This window comes from Microtetraspora glauca (assembly GCF_040656155.1).
Taxonomy (GTDB): Bacteria; Actinomycetota; Actinomycetes; order Streptosporangiales; family Streptosporangiaceae; genus Microtetraspora; species Microtetraspora glauca.
Map to the genome: position 1 here is coordinate 1 of NZ_JBFALK010000036.1, position 16,012 is coordinate 16,012.

The 16,012-nt window shown below is 69.2% G+C and carries 19 protein-coding genes, 2 tRNA genes and 1 pseudogene; 14 read left to right on the forward strand and 8 right to left on the reverse strand.

Going from position 1 to position 16,012, the window contains the following annotated elements:
- The first annotated feature begins 95 nt into the window (after positions 1-95).
- Positions 96-503 carry a transposase gene (locus AB0I59_RS40090; protein WP_358141997.1) on the forward strand — a complete coding sequence of 136 codons (408 nt, stop codon included), beginning with the start codon at positions 96-98 and terminating at the stop codon, positions 501-503.
- Positions 504-596: 93 nt separating this feature from the next.
- The gene (locus tag AB0I59_RS40095; protein WP_358141882.1) at positions 597-875 is read left to right on the forward strand and encodes a hypothetical protein; all 279 of its coding nucleotides are present in this window, start codon (positions 597-599) and stop codon (positions 873-875) included.
- Between the two features lie 182 nt (positions 876-1,057).
- On the opposite strand, the gene AB0I59_RS40100 is transcribed toward AB0I59_RS40095, so the two are convergent.
- A tRNA-Arg gene (locus tag AB0I59_RS40100) sits at positions 1,058-1,130 on the reverse strand.
- A 195-nt stretch (positions 1,131-1,325) separates the two neighbouring features.
- On the opposite strand from AB0I59_RS40100, the gene AB0I59_RS40105 reads away from it, so the two are divergent.
- The 4 genes from AB0I59_RS40105 to AB0I59_RS40120 all read left to right on the forward strand — a co-directional run bounded on the left by AB0I59_RS40105 (position 1,326) and on the right by AB0I59_RS40120 (position 4,673).
- Positions 1,326-1,721, forward strand: coding sequence for a hypothetical protein (locus tag AB0I59_RS40105; RefSeq protein WP_061253046.1), 396 nt, complete (start codon positions 1,326-1,328; stop codon positions 1,719-1,721).
- A gap of 90 nt (positions 1,722-1,811) precedes the next feature.
- Positions 1,812-2,906, forward strand: a complete 1,095-nt coding sequence (locus AB0I59_RS40110; RefSeq protein ID WP_061253652.1) for a D-alanyl-D-alanine carboxypeptidase family protein — start codon at positions 1,812-1,814, stop codon at positions 2,904-2,906.
- 424 nt (positions 2,907-3,330) lie between these two features.
- A complete protein-coding gene (locus AB0I59_RS40115) occupies positions 3,331-3,873 on the forward strand; it encodes a DUF2243 domain-containing protein (RefSeq protein ID WP_358141886.1) in 543 nt (180 codons plus the stop codon).
- Positions 3,870-4,673 carry a cytochrome c oxidase assembly protein gene (locus AB0I59_RS40120; RefSeq protein WP_061253047.1) on the forward strand — a complete coding sequence of 268 codons (804 nt, stop codon included), beginning with the start codon at positions 3,870-3,872 and terminating at the stop codon, positions 4,671-4,673. Before AB0I59_RS40115 ends, AB0I59_RS40120 begins: the two co-directional genes overlap by 4 nt.
- Positions 4,674-4,826: 153 nt before the next feature.
- Here the strand turns inward: AB0I59_RS40120 and AB0I59_RS40125 are convergent, their stop codons facing one another.
- Positions 4,827-5,420 (reverse strand): SAF domain-containing protein, encoded by a 594-nt coding sequence (locus AB0I59_RS40125; RefSeq protein WP_061253048.1) that lies wholly within the window; start codon positions 5,418-5,420, stop codon positions 4,827-4,829.
- A 4-nt stretch (positions 5,421-5,424) separates the two neighbouring features.
- Positions 5,425-6,231 carry an S-methyl-5'-thioadenosine phosphorylase gene (locus AB0I59_RS40130; RefSeq protein ID WP_358141890.1) on the reverse strand — a complete coding sequence of 269 codons (807 nt, stop codon included), beginning with the start codon at positions 6,229-6,231 and terminating at the stop codon, positions 5,425-5,427.
- A 312-nt stretch (positions 6,232-6,543) separates the two neighbouring features.
- On the opposite strand from AB0I59_RS40130, the gene AB0I59_RS42210 reads away from it, so the two are divergent.
- Entirely contained in the window at positions 6,544-6,702 is a 159-nt protein-coding gene (locus tag AB0I59_RS42210; protein WP_435831190.1) for a hypothetical protein, read from the forward strand.
- A 62-nt stretch (positions 6,703-6,764) separates the two neighbouring features.
- Here the strand turns inward: AB0I59_RS42210 and AB0I59_RS42215 are convergent.
- The 3 genes and pseudogenes from AB0I59_RS42215 to AB0I59_RS40145 all read right to left on the reverse strand — a co-directional run.
- A pseudogene (locus AB0I59_RS42215) lies at positions 6,765-6,920 on the reverse strand (FmdB family zinc ribbon protein); the annotation flags it as partial.
- Between the two features lie 412 nt (positions 6,921-7,332).
- Positions 7,333-8,841, reverse strand: a complete 1,509-nt coding sequence (locus AB0I59_RS40140) for a potassium/proton antiporter (protein ID WP_061253050.1) — start codon at positions 8,839-8,841, stop codon at positions 7,333-7,335.
- A 32-nt stretch (positions 8,842-8,873) separates the two neighbouring features.
- A complete protein-coding gene (locus AB0I59_RS40145; protein WP_082776601.1) occupies positions 8,874-9,449 on the reverse strand; it encodes a 5-formyltetrahydrofolate cyclo-ligase in 576 nt (191 codons plus the stop codon).
- A gap of 24 nt (positions 9,450-9,473) precedes the next feature.
- Here AB0I59_RS40145 and galU point away from each other — a divergent pair, with 24 nt between their 5' ends.
- From galU to AB0I59_RS40180, 7 genes are all read left to right on the forward strand, one after another.
- Positions 9,474-10,379, forward strand: a complete 906-nt coding sequence (gene galU / locus AB0I59_RS40150) for a UTP--glucose-1-phosphate uridylyltransferase GalU (protein ID WP_061253052.1) — start codon at positions 9,474-9,476, stop codon at positions 10,377-10,379.
- Between the two features lie 4 nt (positions 10,380-10,383).
- Positions 10,384-11,568, forward strand: a complete 1,185-nt coding sequence (glp, locus tag AB0I59_RS40155; protein WP_061253053.1) for a molybdotransferase-like divisome protein Glp — start codon at positions 10,384-10,386, stop codon at positions 11,566-11,568.
- Entirely contained in the window at positions 11,565-12,038 is a 474-nt protein-coding gene (moaC, locus tag AB0I59_RS40160) for a cyclic pyranopterin monophosphate synthase MoaC (RefSeq protein ID WP_061253054.1), read from the forward strand. Before glp ends, moaC begins: the two co-directional genes overlap by 4 nt.
- Positions 12,035-12,511 (forward strand): MogA/MoaB family molybdenum cofactor biosynthesis protein, encoded by a 477-nt coding sequence (locus AB0I59_RS40165; protein ID WP_082776515.1) that lies wholly within the window; start codon positions 12,035-12,037, stop codon positions 12,509-12,511. Before moaC ends, AB0I59_RS40165 begins: the two co-directional genes overlap by 4 nt.
- Positions 12,512-12,566: 55 nt before the next feature.
- On the forward strand, positions 12,567-13,214 hold the full coding sequence (locus AB0I59_RS40170) for a GNAT family N-acetyltransferase (RefSeq protein ID WP_061253056.1): 648 nt from the start codon (positions 12,567-12,569) through the stop codon (positions 13,212-13,214).
- 176 nt (positions 13,215-13,390) lie between these two features.
- Positions 13,391-14,191: a divisome protein SepX/GlpR gene (gene sepX, locus AB0I59_RS40175; protein WP_061253057.1), complete on the forward strand. Its 801-nt coding sequence runs from the start codon at positions 13,391-13,393 to the stop codon at positions 14,189-14,191.
- Between the two features lie 49 nt (positions 14,192-14,240).
- Positions 14,241-14,317 (forward strand) — tRNA-Ala (locus AB0I59_RS40180).
- Positions 14,318-14,616: 299 nt separating this feature from the next.
- On the opposite strand, the gene AB0I59_RS40185 is transcribed toward AB0I59_RS40180, so the two are convergent.
- The gene (locus AB0I59_RS40185) at positions 14,617-14,820 is read right to left on the reverse strand and encodes a hypothetical protein (protein ID WP_358141900.1); all 204 of its coding nucleotides are present in this window, start codon (positions 14,818-14,820) and stop codon (positions 14,617-14,619) included.
- Positions 14,821-15,447: 627 nt separating this feature from the next.
- Positions 15,448-15,993: a hypothetical protein gene (locus AB0I59_RS40190; protein WP_061253068.1), complete on the reverse strand. Its 546-nt coding sequence runs from the start codon at positions 15,991-15,993 to the stop codon at positions 15,448-15,450.
- Between the last annotated feature and the right edge of the window lie 19 nt (positions 15,994-16,012).

Genomic DNA, 16,012 nt, shown 5'->3' on the forward strand with positions numbered 1-16,012 from the left:
TCCGCCGCTACATCGCCTGGCGTAACCGCAACGTCGATAACCCCCGCCTACGCCGGATCGTGAAGAGGGCAAACGTGGCCTGACACGGCACTAGCATCCTCGACCCTGCCGAGGCCACCGCCGAGGACCTGGCCCGTTGCTACCACGACCGCTGGGAGGCCGAAACCGGTATCGATCAGCTGAAGACCCACCTGCGCGGGCCGGGTCGTATCCTGCGCTCGCGCACCCCCGAGCTGGTCTACCAGGAAATCTGGGCCTACCTGCTGACCCATTGGGCGTTGTGCACGTTGATCTGCACCGCCGCCACGGCGGCTGGGATCGACCCCGACCGGATCAAGTTCCTGGGCGCCGTCCGCATTGTGCGCCGCTCGGTCACCGACCGCGTGGCCTTTTCCCCTGAGCCGCTCGACGCCTCCTGGACCCGAATCCTCCACCAAGTCGCGCACCGCCGGAACGTTGCCCGTCCTGCCGCACACCTCCAGATCTGGAAAGGCGTGCACTAGTGATCGTGTCCAACGATCCGGCCCCTTCTTGGACAGACTTGGCCGGGAAGGTCGAGCGGTTCCGCAGGACGCTGCGCCGCGAACTGCTGGACGATGCGGTGCCGTTCGAGAACCTGGAGGCGGCGCAGGCTGGAGATCACCAAGAAGCAGGATCGGCTGATCGCCCAACTTGAGGACGTCGATGCGGATACGGAGTTCTCGCGTCGCCTTCGCGCCCGCTTCGGCGAGCTGGAGGCCGAGCGCCGGGCCAAGGTGCAGGAGCTGGCCGACCTCGAAGCCCACCGGCCCGGCCGCGACCAGCAGGTGGACCTGCTCGACAGGGTTCCGATGCTCCAAATGAGGCTCGCGGACCTTCCTGAAGCGCTCCAGTGAGAGCTGTTCTCCGCCTTCCGGCTGGAGATCCGCTACGACGCGGGCGCAGGTATGGCGCTGATCCGGATCACGCTCGACGGCGACACGATCGGGGAAGTCGCGGCCATGGCAGAGCAACTTCCCGGGAACGAAAACAGGCACCCGCTGAAGAGTGCGAGTGCCTGTGTCGAAGATTTGGTGCGTGCCCCCGGCAGGATTCGAACCTGCGGCACCCGCTTTAGGAGAGCGGTGCTCTATCCCCTGAGCTACGGAGGCGAGACATGCCCTGTAAGCCTAGCGAAAGGTTGGCACCGCGTGCGCCGTTGGGGCGGATAAGTCGGCCGACTTCATGGTCATCACTGCCCTGACGGGCGGTAAAGCCCTGGCAAGCGGACGACCCGTCAGCAGCCTATCTGATTACCGTCACGCATTGTGACCATACGGCGACGCAGACTCCCTCGGGGTGCGCACATGTTCGTCGCGGCGTTGCTCGCGCCGGCGTTGCTCGCCCTTGGCCTGCTCATCGGCGAACTCACGGGATACGGGGACTCGATCCGTGGCTCGTTCGGGGTGGCCGCACCACGGCAGGCGCCGCCGAAGGTGAACGATCACGTCCGGGCCCGTCCGGATCTGCTCTACCAGGCGCTCGTACCGCTGTACCAGGGGATGGTGCCGCGGCCCTTGATTCGTAAGCCCCATCACCTCCTGCCGCCGAAGTGGCCGGTAAGGAAAGTGTCACCGAGATCTCGGCCCCAGCGGCCCGCGCGGCGGGCGGAGCCCAGTACCCCGGAGTTCTCGTGCGCGAGGGAATGGCAGGACACCTGGTTGTGGGAGGCGTGTCAGGAGCGTGCGCGCCGGACAGCCTGACCGCTTGACGCCCCGGACCCGGGCATTCATCCGGCTGTAGTAACGTGCGTCCCTGGCCCAGGTCATGAATTCGCAATGGAGGAGTCGATCGTGTCATCTCCTCGATCGGCGGGTCTGATCGCGGTTGTCATGGTGATGACTTCGCTCGTCGGTGGAGCCACCGCCGGCGCCGCTCACGGGGACACTGCGCCGCGCAACGCCTTGGGCGTCGTCCCGCTGAAGGCCCCGGCGAACCTCACCGAGCTGCGGCGTGAGGCCCAGAAGGCGTTCAAGGGCATCGAGGACGCCAACCGAACGCTGAAGGCACGGCAGAAGCAGTTCGACGCCCTCCAGAAGCAGGTCACCACCAAGCTGACCCAGCTCCAGGCCGCCAACCAGCAGCTGGCCAAGGTGCGCAGGCCCCTGTCCGAGATCGTCGAGTACGTCTACCAGGACCCCACGGCCAACGGTATGGGCGCGTTCTTCCCGACTGGTGACGGCACGCACCCTCTCCGCGCGCTCAGCGACGTGAACCACATGGTCGCCGGACAGAACAACGTCGTGTCCGACGCGGGGAAGCTCCTCCAGGAGCGAGAACGGCTGGCCACCGAGGCGCAGGAGCTACGTGCAGAGAACCTCCTGCAGGAGGCCCAACTGGACGCCGAGATCGACACGTTGCGCACGCGCTCGGCCGCTCTCGTCAAGTCACTCACCCGGGCGCTGGTCAAGCTGGGCGTCAAGGTCAACGCCAACAACCGTGGTACGGGAGCCTGCGACCCCACGCGGGTCGACCTCGCGGCGCAGTTCCCCAACGGCCTGTTGCCGAGGGGTTATCTCTGCCCGCTTCCGCAGAAGGGCGAGGAACTGCGTGCCGACGCGGCGATCGCGTTCGCCGATCTCAACGTCGCCTACAAGCAGCGATTCGGCACGCCCATCTGCATCTCCGACAGTTACCGCAGCCTCTCGGAACAGCAGGCCGTCTACTACCAGCGTCCCGGGCTGGCGGCGACCCCGGGCAAGAGCAACCACGGTCTCGGCATGGCCGTCGACCTCTGCGGGGGCGTGCAGATCTTCCGGTCCGCGCAGTTCAACTGGCTTGAGGCCAACTCGAAGCGCTATGGCTTCATCCACCCCGACTGGGCCTACAGCAGTCCGTTCGAGCCGTGGCACTGGGAGTACGACCCCAAGGTGGGTTCGCTCCTCTGAGGAGCCCGTCCATCTGGGGCCGCAAGCCAGAGTCCGCGCCGTCTGATCCTTTACAGCTGACATGGAGTCGTCTGACCCAGAAATGGGGTGGGTCCCGGCACGTCACCGGCTTCCGTGCCGAGGCGTGTCCGGCCGGTGCCGTGGACGACAGCTCCGATCGTGTACGGCGGTCGCCACCGGGATCGTGCGCGACCGATCCGCCGACGGCCGATCATGGGGGATGACGGCGTTTCCTGCGCTCTGATCTGCGGTTTCCCGGCTTAGCATCAGATCGTGTCCGGGTGCCTTCCCGTGGACGTCCGGCCGCCGCCGTGGCCTTTCGGCTGGACGCGCCGGTCGACATGCCCCGCGCAGTGGACGACGAACAGGCCGAGAGCCGGCGCACTCCTTGAGACAGACGCTGGTGTGACCGCAGGAGAGGCTCATGATGGGGATCAGAGCGGCCCGACCAGCCGACGTGACAGGGGACATCGCACTGCCGGGAGTGATCCTCGGTGTGGGACTCGGCGGGTTCGTGGACGGCATCATGCTTCACCAGGTGTTGCAGTGGCACCACATGTTGAGCAGCACCGACAGCGACAACATCGGCGTGCGCTACTACCCCGCGGACACCGTTCCCGGGCTGCGGATGAACACCCTGTGGGACGGGTTCTTCCACGTGTTCACCTGGACGGCGGTGCTGGTGGGCCTGGCCATGCTGTACTCGCGGATGTCCCACCGCCGGAGCGGCGTCTGGGCTTCGCGTGGACTGTGGGGCTGGATCCTGGTCGGCTGGGGGCTGTTCAACCTCGTCGAAGGCGTCATCGACCATCACATCCTCGGCATTCACCACGTGCGCGGCGGGCCGTACCAGACCTGGTGGGACGTGGGGTTCCTCGTGCTGGGCGCGTTGCTCGTCGCCGGAGGGTGGCTGCTGCAACGCGGGTCGGTCCGCCTTCACACTGAGCCGAACGGCTCGGCCGCATGACCTTCGTCGCTCACGAGGGTCATGGTGGTGTGATCGCGTCGGCTCCGCAGGCGGTGGCGGTCGCCCTCCTGCTCGGCGGATATCTCGTGCTCGCCGGACGCGTACGGCATGAGCCGAGGGGATGGAGCCGGTGGCGTACGGCGAGCTTCGCCACCGGTTGCGCACTGCTCATGGTGGCGGTGCTCCCGCCGATCGGCACCTTCGCCGACACTGATTTCCGTGGGCACATGCTGCAACATCTGCTCATCGGCATGGTGGTCCCCACCGCTCTCGTGCTGGGGGCACCGCTGACCTTGCTGCTGCGGTCGCTTCCGCCGCGGCACAGGCGCCATGTCGCGAAGGTTCTCCGCAGTCGCGTTCTGCACGTGGCCGTCAATCCGTGGTTCGCACTGGTGCTCAACATAGGTGGCATGGCCGCGGTGTATTTCACCCCGGTGTATCGGCTGGTCTCCGGAGGCCAGGTCTCGCATCATCTCGTGCACCTCCACTTTCTGCTGGCCGGCTATCTGTTCGCTTGGGTCATCGCGGGACCGGATCCCGCGCCTCGACGCCCGTCCGTCAAGACACGGCTTGTCGTGCTGGGAGTGGCGATCACGTCACATGCCACGCTGGCCCAGTTCATGTACGCCGGGCTATTCGTCGACGTACGGGTGCCCGTGACGGGGCTGCGGGGGGCCGCCGAGATCATGTACTACGGCGGAGACATCGCGGAGTTGCTGCTGGCCATGGCCCTGCTGACGACCTGGCGTCCGGTGTCGAGAAGATCACGACGGCCCGCGCCCACCGCAGCCACTTCGTAGGCGGGCACCGTCGAAAGGCGCGGCAGGCGTTCCCTCCTTGGTCCGTCTCCTGATGGGCCGCCCCCTCGGTGATCTGGGCCGAACCGATCTGCGCCGAACCGATCTGCGCCGAACCGATCCGTGCCCAGCCGTGATCTGGCGCAATGAGGGGCGCTAGCGCGGGTGGATGGTCACGGAGAGACGGCTGGCGGACTGGGCGCGGGCCAGCGCGGTCGCCTGTTCACTCGTGGTGGCGAGGACAAGGAGCGCGCCCTCGACGGCCCCTGCCGCCGGTCTGGTCACGACGGTGACCTGCCTGGCGACGGTGACCGCCTGAGGAGCGGCTTCCTGTCCGAAGGCGGCGAGGACGTCGACCACGTCACCCGGCGAGAGCAGAGTGGCCGCGTCCGCGTCGGCGAGCCGCACGGGGGTCGCCACCAGGCCGGAGCCCAGGGTCGACAGGAATCCCCGCCCGAGCAGCCGGGCGTCCGTGAGCAGTTCGCCCCGGCGCACCGGACCGGACAGGACCCTGCCGACGACCGAGGCTCTCTCATCGAACGCGCCGTCGGGAACCGCTTCCGGCGGCAGCCGTACGACGGTGACGTCCTGCGCGGACACGCGACCCCCGGACAGGTCGCGAGCCGCGGCGAGAACGGCGACGCCGGACGGCTGCCGCACGGACAGCAGTGCACACGCCACCGCGGTGGCGGCGAGGAACGCGGCGATGAGGCGGCGGTGACGGGCGAGCGGACGGCTCAGCGCGCGCATGCGCTCAAGGAAGCTCGAACGGGAGCGGGATGCCGTCGAGGACGCTGCCGCAGAAGCAGGAACGCTCGGACGGAAGGGCGGCCACGGCCCGCCCGATGAGGGAGCGCATCCGCTCGACGTTGGCGGCGAAGACTGCCAGGACCTCTTCGTGGGTGACGCCCTCGCCCGCCACCACCCCGGCGTCGTGGTCGGTCACCAGGGAGATCTGTGTGTAGCAGAGGGCCAGCTCGCGGGCGAGCACGGCCTCGGGCAGCGCCGTCATGCCGATGATCGACCACCCAGCTCCCGCGTACCACTGCGACTCGGCCCTGGTGGAGAAGCGAGGGCCCTCGATCACCACGAGCGCGCCGCCGTCGACGGGGGGCCACCCTTCCTCGCGGGCGGCGCTCAGTGCGACACCGCGCCCGGAGGGGCAGTAGGGATCGGAGAAGGAGACGTGAACGGCGCAGCCGGAGTCGTAGTAGGTCTGCTCCCGGCTCGTCGTCCGGTCCACGAGCTGGTCGGGGATCACCAGGGTGCCCGGGCCGTACTCGACGCGGAGAGAGCCGACGGCGCATGGGGCGAGCACCTGGCGGACGCCGAGTGAACGCAGCGCCCACATGTTGGCGCGATAGGGAATGCGATGGGGCGGATGCTCGTGACCACGCCCGTGCCGGGGGAGGAACGCCACAGAGCGGCCGCCGATGCGGCCCAGCGTGATCGTGTCGCTGGGCGGGCCGTACGGTGTGGAGACCTGGACCTCTTCGGCATCGTCGAGCAGCGAGTAGAGCCCCGAACCGCCGATGACACCGATGTCTGCGCGAGTGACCATGGGCAGACACTAGCGAAAGCCCGAGGGGATGGATCTCGGCCCTGTGGATAACTTTTCGCCGCCGACCGCGCGACTGCTCCGTGTCCGCTTTGAGGCGGCCTGGCTCGGGCGCGTTCCCGATCGACTCGGTCCCGATCGACTCGGTCCCGATCGACTCGGTCCGCTCGCGGCCCGAGGCCGGTTCGGGCAGTGCGGCACGCGCGGGCCGGTCAACCTGGGCGGCCTGGTCCTGGGCGGTCCGGTCCTGGGCAGGCCCCTTCGTCCACGCCCGGTGCGGCCCGGCCGAGCCGGGCCGGGGGCTATGCCGCGGAGGTGGACGACGCGGTTGTCGAACTCGTCGCCGGGGTGCTGCTGCTGGTGGACTCGGTCTTCGCCGGAGCCGGAGTGGAGTCGGTCTTCGACGAGTCGCCGGACGTCGAGGTCGAGCTCGTCGACTTCGACGAGTTCGAGGACCGGTTGTCGGTGCGGTAGAAACCGGATCCCTTGAACACGATGCCGACCGCGGAGAACACCTTGCGCAGCTTGCCGGTGCATTGCGGACAGTCGGTGAGCGGGGCGTCAGAGAACTTCTGGACGGCCTCCAGCTGCTCACCGCAAGCGGTACAGGCGTACTGGTAGGTGGGCACGCGCTCCTCCTGAAACTGGCACTCGACCGGTGCGACTGCTAATGGTACGCAGCCGACAAGCATAAACGCTACTCAGGCCCTGTTTATTGCGTACCCTCGGCCGGCGCACCCTTCCGACGTGCCGGAACGCCTGTGCCACAGGCCCGAACGCCCCAAGCGCACGTGCCCCGCCGTGCCTCGCGCGTGATCGGGTGTCGCTCTGCAAGAGGCGCCGCTGCCACATCCCGGAACACTTACCGTTCACATAGTGGGACGTCGCGGACGGGCCACGGAACGCTCGCCCCGCCCTGTGGCCGGCGTCGACCCGCGACGAATATCGGCCTCGCGGTGAACATGCCCCCTCAGTGAACGCCCCCCGCAGTGAACCCCCGCAGTGACCCCCGCAGTGAACCCCCGCAGTGAACGACCCCCCCGCACTGAACGCCGTGCCGGACTGCGTGTCGCCTCGCACTGCATGTCGCTCGTGGCTGCTTCTTCAGGTGAGGCCGCGTTCGCCGTACCAGCCGGCCAGCTTGCCCTTGCGGCTCACGGCGCGCAGGCGCTGTTCGACGACCTGCCGCTGTGCGGCCGTGGTGACCACGAGCAACTGGTCCTCGGCCTGCAACTTGGTGGTCTCCGAGGGGACGAAGGAACGCCCGTCGCGCACGATCATCGTCACCGCGGCGTTCGCGGGGAGCCGCAGCTCGAAGATCTCCACACCGTTCATGAGGGATCCGGGAGGGATCCGCACCTGCAGCAGGTCCGCCTTCAGCTCCTCCAGTGGCGCGGCCTCGACGTCGAGGTCCCGGGCCTCTCCCTCGGCGCTGATCCCGAGCAGCCGAGCCAGGAACGGCAGGGTCGGGCCCTGCACCAGCGTGAAGACGATCACGATGATGAAGACCTCGTTGAACACGCCCTTGGCTCCCATCATGCCGTCCGCCCACGGGATCGTGGCCAGGACGATGGGAACCGCGCCGCGCAGGCCGGCCCAGGAGAGGAACACCTGTTCTCGCCAGGAGATCCGGTCGATACGCGTGAGCCGTAGGAGAAGCGCGCAGACGGCGACGGAGAGTGGGCGGGCGAGCAGCACGAGGACCACGCCCGCCAGCAGACCGGGGACGATCGCGTTCGGGAGCTCCGACGGGCTGGCGAGCATGCCGAGCATGACGAAGAGGCCGATCTGCGCCAGCCAGGCGGCGCCCTCCGCGAACCCCCGGGTGGCCGAACGGTGCGGCAACCGGCTGTTTCCGATGATCAGCGTCGCGAGGTAGACGGCGAGGAAGCCGCTCGCGTGGAGTTGCACTGCCCCGGTGTACGCGAGGAACGCGACGGCCATCACGGCGATCGGATAGAGACCTGAGGCGGGCAGTGCGACCCTGCGCAGCAGGTACGCCGCCAGGGGCCCGATCGCCAACCCGACCACGGCGCCCACGGCCAGTTCGTACGTGGAGTTGACCAGGATGTCCCACGTCGACGGCATGGGCGCGGTGGGCAGGCTCAGCATCGTCACGACGATCACGGTCGGCGCGTCGTTGAAGCCCGACTCCGCCTCCAGGACCCCTGCGAGCCGTGGAGGCAGCGGAAGCCGTCGCAGCACGGAGAACACGGCCGCCGCGTCAGTCGAGGCGAGTACGGCTCCGAGCAGCAGCGACATCCGCCAGCTGAGGTCGAGCAGGCCCTGTACGGCGACCGCGAACGCGACGATGCTGACCGCGACGCCGACCGTGGCCATGACCAGAGCCGCAGGCGCGGCATGCCGTACGGACTGCCAGTTGGTCGTCAGACCACCTTCGGCGAGGATCACGGCGAGCGCGACGAGACCGAGCTGCTGGGCGAGCGCCGCGTTCTCGAAGTGGATGTGCGCGAATCCCGACTCTCCGACCAGTAGGCCGAGGCCGAGGTAGATCAGGAGGCTGGGCAGGCCGGTGCGGTGGGCGATGCGGACCGAGACGATTGCCGTGATGACGATGATGGCGGACAGGAGCAGCCATACATTCAGCCCCACCTGCCCCCCTTTCGAGCTCTACGGCAGTCTCGTCACATTTGTCGCAATCGAATAATACCGGTCGGTAAAGCCCCAAATGCGACGCGCTGATCGTGCGACTCGGTCGGAATGTCCTCGATCAGCTCCCCTTCGTGCAGCAGCGCCACCGTGGGGACGTTGGGACCCACTCTGGCGAGTGCGCGGTCATAGGACCCGCCGCCACGCCCGAGCCGGACCCCCGTCGAGGCGTCCACCGCGAGCGCGGGGACGATGACCAGCGCGGCGGTCCTGATCGCGTCCACGCCGCGTCGCGTGTCCACCGGCTCCATGATCCCGTAGGGACCGGGGGCGAGGGAGTCCGGACCGTCGTACACCGCCCAGTCGAGATCATGGTCCGGCTGGAGCACCGGGAGCATGACCGTCGTCCCGTGCTTCCAGAGCGCGAAGACCAGGCCGTGGGTCGACGGCTCCGAGCCGATCGACCAGTAACACGCGACCAGCCCGGCCATCTGGACCCAGGGCTGTTCGAGGAGGTGCTCCCGGATGGCGGCGGATGACTCGCGCAGGACCTTCTCATCGAGTCCTGACCGTGTGTTAAGAATCCGTCGCCGCAGGTTCATCTTGTCCATAGCCTGCTCCATTAGTGTTCCACCATGGCTGACTTTGAGAACGTAACGAAAGCCGTTGTACCGGCGGCGGGTCTCGGTACCCGATTCCTGCCCGCGACCAAGGCGACTCCCAAGGAGATGCTGCCCATCGTCGACAAGCCGGCCATTCAGTATGTCGTCGAGGAGGCGGTTTCCGCCGGTCTGCTCGACGTTCTGATGGTGACCGGCCGTAACAAGCGTTCGATCGAAGACCATTTCGACGTCGCCTACGAGCTCGAGGACGCGCTGCGCGCCAAGGGCGACGAGGAGCGCCTCTCGCAGGTCCAGGAGCCCGTCGACCTCGCCACCATGCACTACGTACGCCAGGGTGAGCCCAAGGGCCTTGGTCACGCCGTCCTGTGCGCCAAGCAGCACGTCGGCGACGAGCCGTTCGCCTGTCTGCTCGGCGACGACCTGATCGACCCCCGTGACCCGTTGCTCAAGCGCATGATCGAGGTACGCGCCACCTACGGCGGCAGCGTCATCGCCCTGATGGAGGTGCCGCGCGAGCAGGTCTCTTTGTACGGCGCGGCCGCCATCGAGGCGACCGACCAGGACGACGTGGTCCGCGTGACCGACCTGGTGGAGAAGCCGCCGGCCGACGAGGCGCCGTCCAACTGGGCCGTCATCGGCCGTTACGTGATCGACCCGGCCGTCTTCGAGGTTCTGGAGAACACTCCGCCCGGCCGTGGCGGCGAGATCCAGCTCACCGACGCCCTGCGCACGCTGGCCTCCCGCGGCACGAGCGAGGGCGGCCCGGTCCACGGCGTGCTGTTCCGCGGCCGCCGTTACGACACCGGAAACAAGCTCGACTACCTGCGCACGGTCGTCCAGTTCGCGGCCGGCCGCGAAGACCTGGCGCCCGAGTTCATCCCTTGGCTGCGGGAGTTCCTCGACCAGGCGGGATCCTAGAAGTATGAAATCGGTTGATCGGCACCTGACCGACATCCTCGCGACCGTGCAGCCGCTGGCCCCGCTTGAGGTCGACCTCGAGCGGGCGCACGGCACGGTGCTCGCCGAGGACGTCGCATCGCCAGTGGCGCTTCCCCCCTTCGACAACTCGGCCATGGACGGCTATGCCGTACGCGCGGCGGACGTGGCCGGCGCGCCGGTCGTGCTCCCGGTGATCGAGGACGTGGCGGCGGGGGACAGCGAGCTGCGCGCGATGGGGCCGGGCATGGTCACGCGCATCATGACCGGCGCGCCCGTGCCCGCGGGTGCCGACGCCGTCGTCCCCGTCGAGTGGACCGACGGCGGCACGGTCAGGGTCACCGTTCACCGGCCGGCCCCTGCGGGCAACGCCATCCGGCGCGCCGGTGAGGACGTGCACGCGGGTGAGATCGTGCTGCGCGAAGGCAGCGTGATCGGGCCGGCCCAGCTCGGCATCCTGGCCGGGGTCGGGCGCCGCCGCGTGCTGGTACGGCCCCGGCCCCGGGTCGTCGTGATCTCCACCGGAGCCGAGCTGGCCGAGCCGGGCACATCGCTGGGCCACGGCCAGATCTGGGAGTCCAACAGCTTCATGCTCGCGGCCGCCGTACAGGAGGCCGGGGGAGAGGTGTTCCGCGCCGGAGCCGTGACGGACGACCCGCAGCGGTTCCTGAGCGCGCTGGAGGCCCAGCTCGTCCGAGCCGACGCCGTGATCACCAGTGGCGGCGTCTCCATGGGCGCGTACGAACCGGTCAAGGAGGCCCTGGCCCCGCTCGGCAAGGTCGTCTTCGAGAAGGTCGCCATGCAGCCGGGGATGCCCCAGGGCTTCGGAGTGGTCGGCGACGACGACGTGCCGATCTTCACACTGCCCGGCAATCCGGTCTCGTCCTTCGTGTCGTTCGTGCTCTTCGTCGAACCGGCGCTGCGCAAGATGCGCGGCCTCCCCGAAGGGCCGCCCCGGACGGTGAGAGCGACCACCACGGCCTACCTGCGCTCCCCCGCGGGGAAACGGTCCTACCTGCGCGCCGTGCTGTCGGGGGAGACGGTGGCCCCGGTCGTCGGGCAGGGGTCGCACCAGCTCGCCGCGCTCGCGTCCGCCAACGCCCTCGTCGTCGTGCCCGAAGAGGTGACCGAGCTCCCCGAGGGAGCCGAAGTGGAGGTGATCCCGCTGTGAGCGACGAACTGACGCACATCGACGAAACCGGCGCCGCCCGCATGGTGGACGTCTCAGCGAAGGACGTCAGCGTCCGTACGGCGACCGCCACCGGACGCGTCCTGCTCGCCGCCCCCGCCGTGGCCGCGCTCCGCGCCGGTGACGTGCCCAAGGGTGACGCCCTCGGCGTGGCCAGGATCGCCGGGATCATGGGCGCCAAGCGCACTCCCGACCTCATCCCGCTCTGCCATCCGATCGCCGTACAGGGCGTCGAGGTCGTGCTCGACGTCGTCGACACGGGCGTGGAGATCACCGCCCGGGTCAAGACCGCCGACCGCACCGGTGTCGAGATGGAGGCGCTGACCGCGGTCACGGTCGCGGCCCTGGCCCTGATCGACATGGTCAAGGCCGTCGATCCCGCGGCCGTCATCACGGGCGTGCGCGTCGAGGAGAAGACCGGCGGCAAGACCGGTGTCTGGACCCGTCCGTGAGAGCGCTCGTGATCACGGTGTCGAACCGCGCGTCCGCCGGGATCTACGAGGACACCTCGGGGCCGTTGCTGGCGCGGCTGCTCCTGGAGACCGGCTGCGACACCGTGGACGGCCCCAAGGTCGTCCCCGACGGCGAGCCGGTCGAGGCGGCCCTTCGACAGGGGGTCGGCGACGGCTACGACGTCATCGTGACGACCGGCGGCACGGGCCTCACCCCCCTGGATCTCACGCCCGAGATGACGCGCCGCGTCCTCGACCGTGAGATCCCCGGCATCGCGGAGGCCGTACGCCAGGTGAACAGGGAGAAGGTGCCCGCCTCGATCCTGTCCCGCGGGCTGGCCGGCCAGGCGGGATCCACTTTGATCGTCAACCTGCCCGGCTCCTCGGGCGGCGTACGTGACGGGATGGCGGTGCTCGCCCCGATCCTGGGGCACGCCGTCGACCAGATCCGGGGCGGTGACCACCGCAGATGACGGGGTTCGGGGACCGGCGTGGCGCGGCGGAGGACTTCCGGGAGATGATTGACGCGTGGATCGACTTCGCGGCTGGCCGGCGGCCCTGACCGAGGGGCCCGTCGGACTCCGGCCCCTGCGGTTGCGTGACGTCCGTGCCTGGCGTGAGACCCGGCTGCGCAACGCCGACTGGCTTCGGCCCTGGGAGCCGAGCAACCCCGAGACGCCGCTGTTCAGGACCGGCCTCGGGCCGTACGTCTCGATGGTGGGCACGTTGCGGCGCGAGGCGCGGCAGGGGCTCGCCCTGCCCTGGGTGGTCACCTACCAGGGAGCGTTCGCCGGGCAGCTCACTGTGGGCGCCGTCGTCTGGGGTTCCGCCCGGTCCGCCCAGGTCGGTTACTGGGTGGACGGCGCGCTCGCCGGGCGCGGCATCATCCCGACCGCGCTGGCCATGGCCGTCGACCACTGCTTCTTCACCACGGGACTGCACCGCCTGGAGGCGAACATCCGCCCGGAGAACCACGCGAGCCGCAGGGTGGTCGAGAAGCTCGGCTTCCGGGAGGAGGGCGTCCGCCGGCGCCAGCTCCACATCGACGGCGCCTGGCGCGACCACATCTGCTACGCGCTGACGGTCGAGGACGTCCCGCGCGGCCTCCTCGTCCAGTGGCGCCGCGCCCGCGAGGCGGCGGCGTCCAGGCGCACGGAGACGACCCCGGGACAGTGAGCGCTTCCCGGTGACTACGCACCGGGATCGAATTACATGAACAGCTTTGACGATCTCGCGACACACCGCATCGAATGCTCGTCAATCAGTGACACGCAGTCTTACGGTGCGTGACGTGAGCACATCTCAGACGCCCAGAGTCCGCAGGTGTGCTCGGCATCTCCGGAGGTGGTCGCATGGGTAGCGTCCTCCTCTACCTCGCCATCGTCGTCATGTGGCTCGGCGTCCTGCTGCCCATGTGGCTGCGCAGGGACAAGCACGCCATCGACGACCTTTACGAGGACGAGCTCGCAGAGCTCGCCGAGCCAGGGGATCCTGCGGATTCCGCGGAGCCCGCGGCCGACGCGGACACGGTCGTCGAGAGACCGCGCGCGGAGTCCTCGGAGGCTTCCGACGCTCCCCTCACGGTCCCGCTCGCGGCTCCGGTCGCGGAGCGCGAGGCCGAGAGGTCCGGCGGCGCCGCCAGGGCCACCGAATCCGCGTCGGGCGAGGGCGCGCCCGCCGAGAGAGGCGCCACAGGTAAGGCGGAGGGTGCCGAGTCCGCCTCACCGACCGCCGCGGGAGCCCCTCGGGGCCCCGAGGACCGGGCGGCGCGGATGCGTCGCGCCGAGCGGAGGCGCCGGGCGATCATCGTCGCACGTCGCCGCAGGAGGCTGCTCTGGAGCATCCTTCTCATCATCGCCTCCACCGTCACCGCCGCCGTCAGGGTCGTGCCCTGGTGGGCCGTCACGCCGTCGGCGGTCCTCCTCGTCGGGTACCTCGCCGTGCTGCGCGTCGCCGTACGCGTGGACGTGGAGCGGCGTGAACTGGCCGCCAAGGCGCGGGCGGAGCGGATCGAGAGGCAGCGTGCGCGCCGTCGCGCCATCGAGGCCAAGGCGCGTGAGGCGGAGATCATCATGCTCGAGGCGCGCAAGCGGGTTCAGGTCTTCGACCAGTACTCCGACCAGTTCACCGACAGGCGGGCGGTCGGTGATTGATCAGATGGCGCGAGGAGCCTCGAATGTTTGCTAACCTAGTCGAGGCATTGGGGCTATAGCGCAGTCCGGTAGCGCACTTCGTTCGCATCGAAGGGGTCTGGGGTTCAAATCCCCATAGCTCCACCAATGTCAGAGGCCGGTTCCGCCCAGCGGGACCGGCCTCTTCGATCTTCTGAGTGACTACGGCGTGAAGGTGCCGTCCATCACTTCGGCGCCTCCCGGGAGCATCGGCCGGAGCTGCTTGCGACACGCCGTGTCCGCGACCTGTCGGCCTGGGGTTCACAACCTGGGCTCCGCCGACGTCCGAGGCCGTTCCCCTCGGAGAACGGCCTCTCACTTTGCGGGTGCTGCCGGGCGCGGGCAGATCAGGAGCCGGTCTCCGTACGGGAGGCGGGCGGGAAGCCCGCATGTTCAGGGGACCCGGTTCAGGGTCGGCCCTTCCGGTAGCTCTCGTACAGCGCGGCGAGGTTGTCGGTGTAGAGCTCGGTGTAACCGCAGGCCGCGCAGATCCAGGCGCGGACGACCCCCGATGACGAGCCCTGCTTCCAGATGAAGCCGTGGTTCGGCGGTTCCGGCTCCGTGATGTGGACGCGCAGCGGGAGCGCACCGTTCTGTCCGCGGTCATGCACGTCGATATCGGCCATGATGTGGGAGGAGCCGCATTTCGGGCAGGAGCCGTTCCTCATAGATCCGCCTCTCCTGGGTCGGGGTCCGTCAGGGCCCACCGGCTGTCCCGGGTGTTCGCGGTGTTCGCGTACGGCGCCGGCGTCGAAGGTGGTGCCGTGATCGATGTGGTGACGCCCTGCCTGGTGGTGGGGGCTGCCGTGTTCCTCGACGATGTCCCGCCATTCGGCGGGTGCCGGTGGCAGGCGGTCCGGGCGCCATTGGCGCCATTAAGGGGAAGCCGCCGGTGAGAACCGGCTCGGCGATGAAGTCCGCGACATGCCGGCAGCCGTGTCCCGGGCACGCCACCAGTCGCGCTGCTGGGAAAGGGGCGCTTCACGGACGGCCTTCCGCGCTGGGTCGCTCGTTTCGCCGTGGCGGGCGTCGAACGCCTGCCTTCGTGCGTCAGGAGCCGAGGGGGTGATTGGCGGCAGCGGAAGGATACCGGAGCGACGCCTGCCGGTACGGCGATCGGAGACAGTCGCGTTCCCGCGCGCGTCTTCCGGTACGTGGGGACGCATGCAAACTTCCCGACATCTCCATGGCGCGCCCGCCGTGTCCGGAGCCCCGTGTACGGCGCCCCGGCTCCATGGTCAGACCGGAGGTGACGGCTGCCGGAGGAGGCGGTTCATGGTGGCCACGAGGACCATGCCGTACACCACGTGCCCGGCGGCCGCCACGGCGGCGCGGCAGGAGTCGTCACGGGTCTCCGGCGGGAGGATGCCGATGCACGGCACCCAGCCGTTGTGGCTCGCGATCCAGGCCGCGAGGGCGTAGCCGACGCCCAGCGGCAGCCGGGCTCGCCGCCCTCGGGAAAGGGCGGAGAACACGACACCGGATGCCACGCCGATTCCGAAGTGGGCGAGCGCCTCACCACGCCGGGTCCGGCGGCCTCCGTGCCGGGGGGCGTGGGAAGCCCCGGGAGCCAGGCCGGACGTGAGGGGATTGCGGGAAGTCCGGGGAAGCAGGCCGGGTGTGAGGGGATTGCGGGAGGCCCGGGGAGGCAGACCGCCGGGCGAGACATGTCTGGACGGCTGGTCGCGCATCAGCCCGGCCTGGTCTCCGGCCAGCGACACCGCGGCCAGCGCCACGGTGGCGAGGGCGCCGCTTGCGGCGCCGTGCACCAGCTTGGTCAACATGATCGTCCTTCTTCCCCGA

Coding starts and splice junctions, on each gene's coding strand:
- AB0I59_RS40095 (WP_358141882.1), top strand. CDS start 597: ATGCGGTGCCGTTCGAGAACCTGGAGGCGGCGCAGGCTGGAGATCACC.
- AB0I59_RS40105 (WP_061253046.1), top strand. CDS start 1,326: ATGTTCGTCGCGGCGTTGCTCGCGCCGGCGTTGCTCGCCCTTGGCCTG.
- AB0I59_RS40115 (WP_358141886.1), top strand. CDS start 3,331: ATGATGGGGATCAGAGCGGCCCGACCAGCCGACGTGACAGGGGACATC.
- AB0I59_RS40120 (WP_061253047.1), top strand. CDS start 3,870: ATGACCTTCGTCGCTCACGAGGGTCATGGTGGTGTGATCGCGTCGGCT.
- AB0I59_RS40125 (WP_061253048.1), bottom strand. CDS start 5,420: ATGCGCGCGCTGAGCCGTCCGCTCGCCCGTCACCGCCGCCTCATCGCC.
- AB0I59_RS40130 (WP_358141890.1), bottom strand. CDS start 6,231: ATGGTCACTCGCGCAGACATCGGTGTCATCGGCGGTTCGGGGCTCTAC.
- AB0I59_RS40145 (WP_082776601.1), bottom strand. CDS start 9,449: ATGGACAAGATGAACCTGCGGCGACGGATTCTTAACACACGGTCAGGA.
- galU (WP_061253052.1), top strand. CDS start 9,474: ATGGCTGACTTTGAGAACGTAACGAAAGCCGTTGTACCGGCGGCGGGT.
- glp (WP_061253053.1), top strand. CDS start 10,384: ATGAAATCGGTTGATCGGCACCTGACCGACATCCTCGCGACCGTGCAG.
- sepX (WP_061253057.1), top strand. CDS start 13,391: ATGGGTAGCGTCCTCCTCTACCTCGCCATCGTCGTCATGTGGCTCGGC.
- AB0I59_RS40190 (WP_061253068.1), bottom strand. CDS start 15,993: ATGTTGACCAAGCTGGTGCACGGCGCCGCAAGCGGCGCCCTCGCCACC.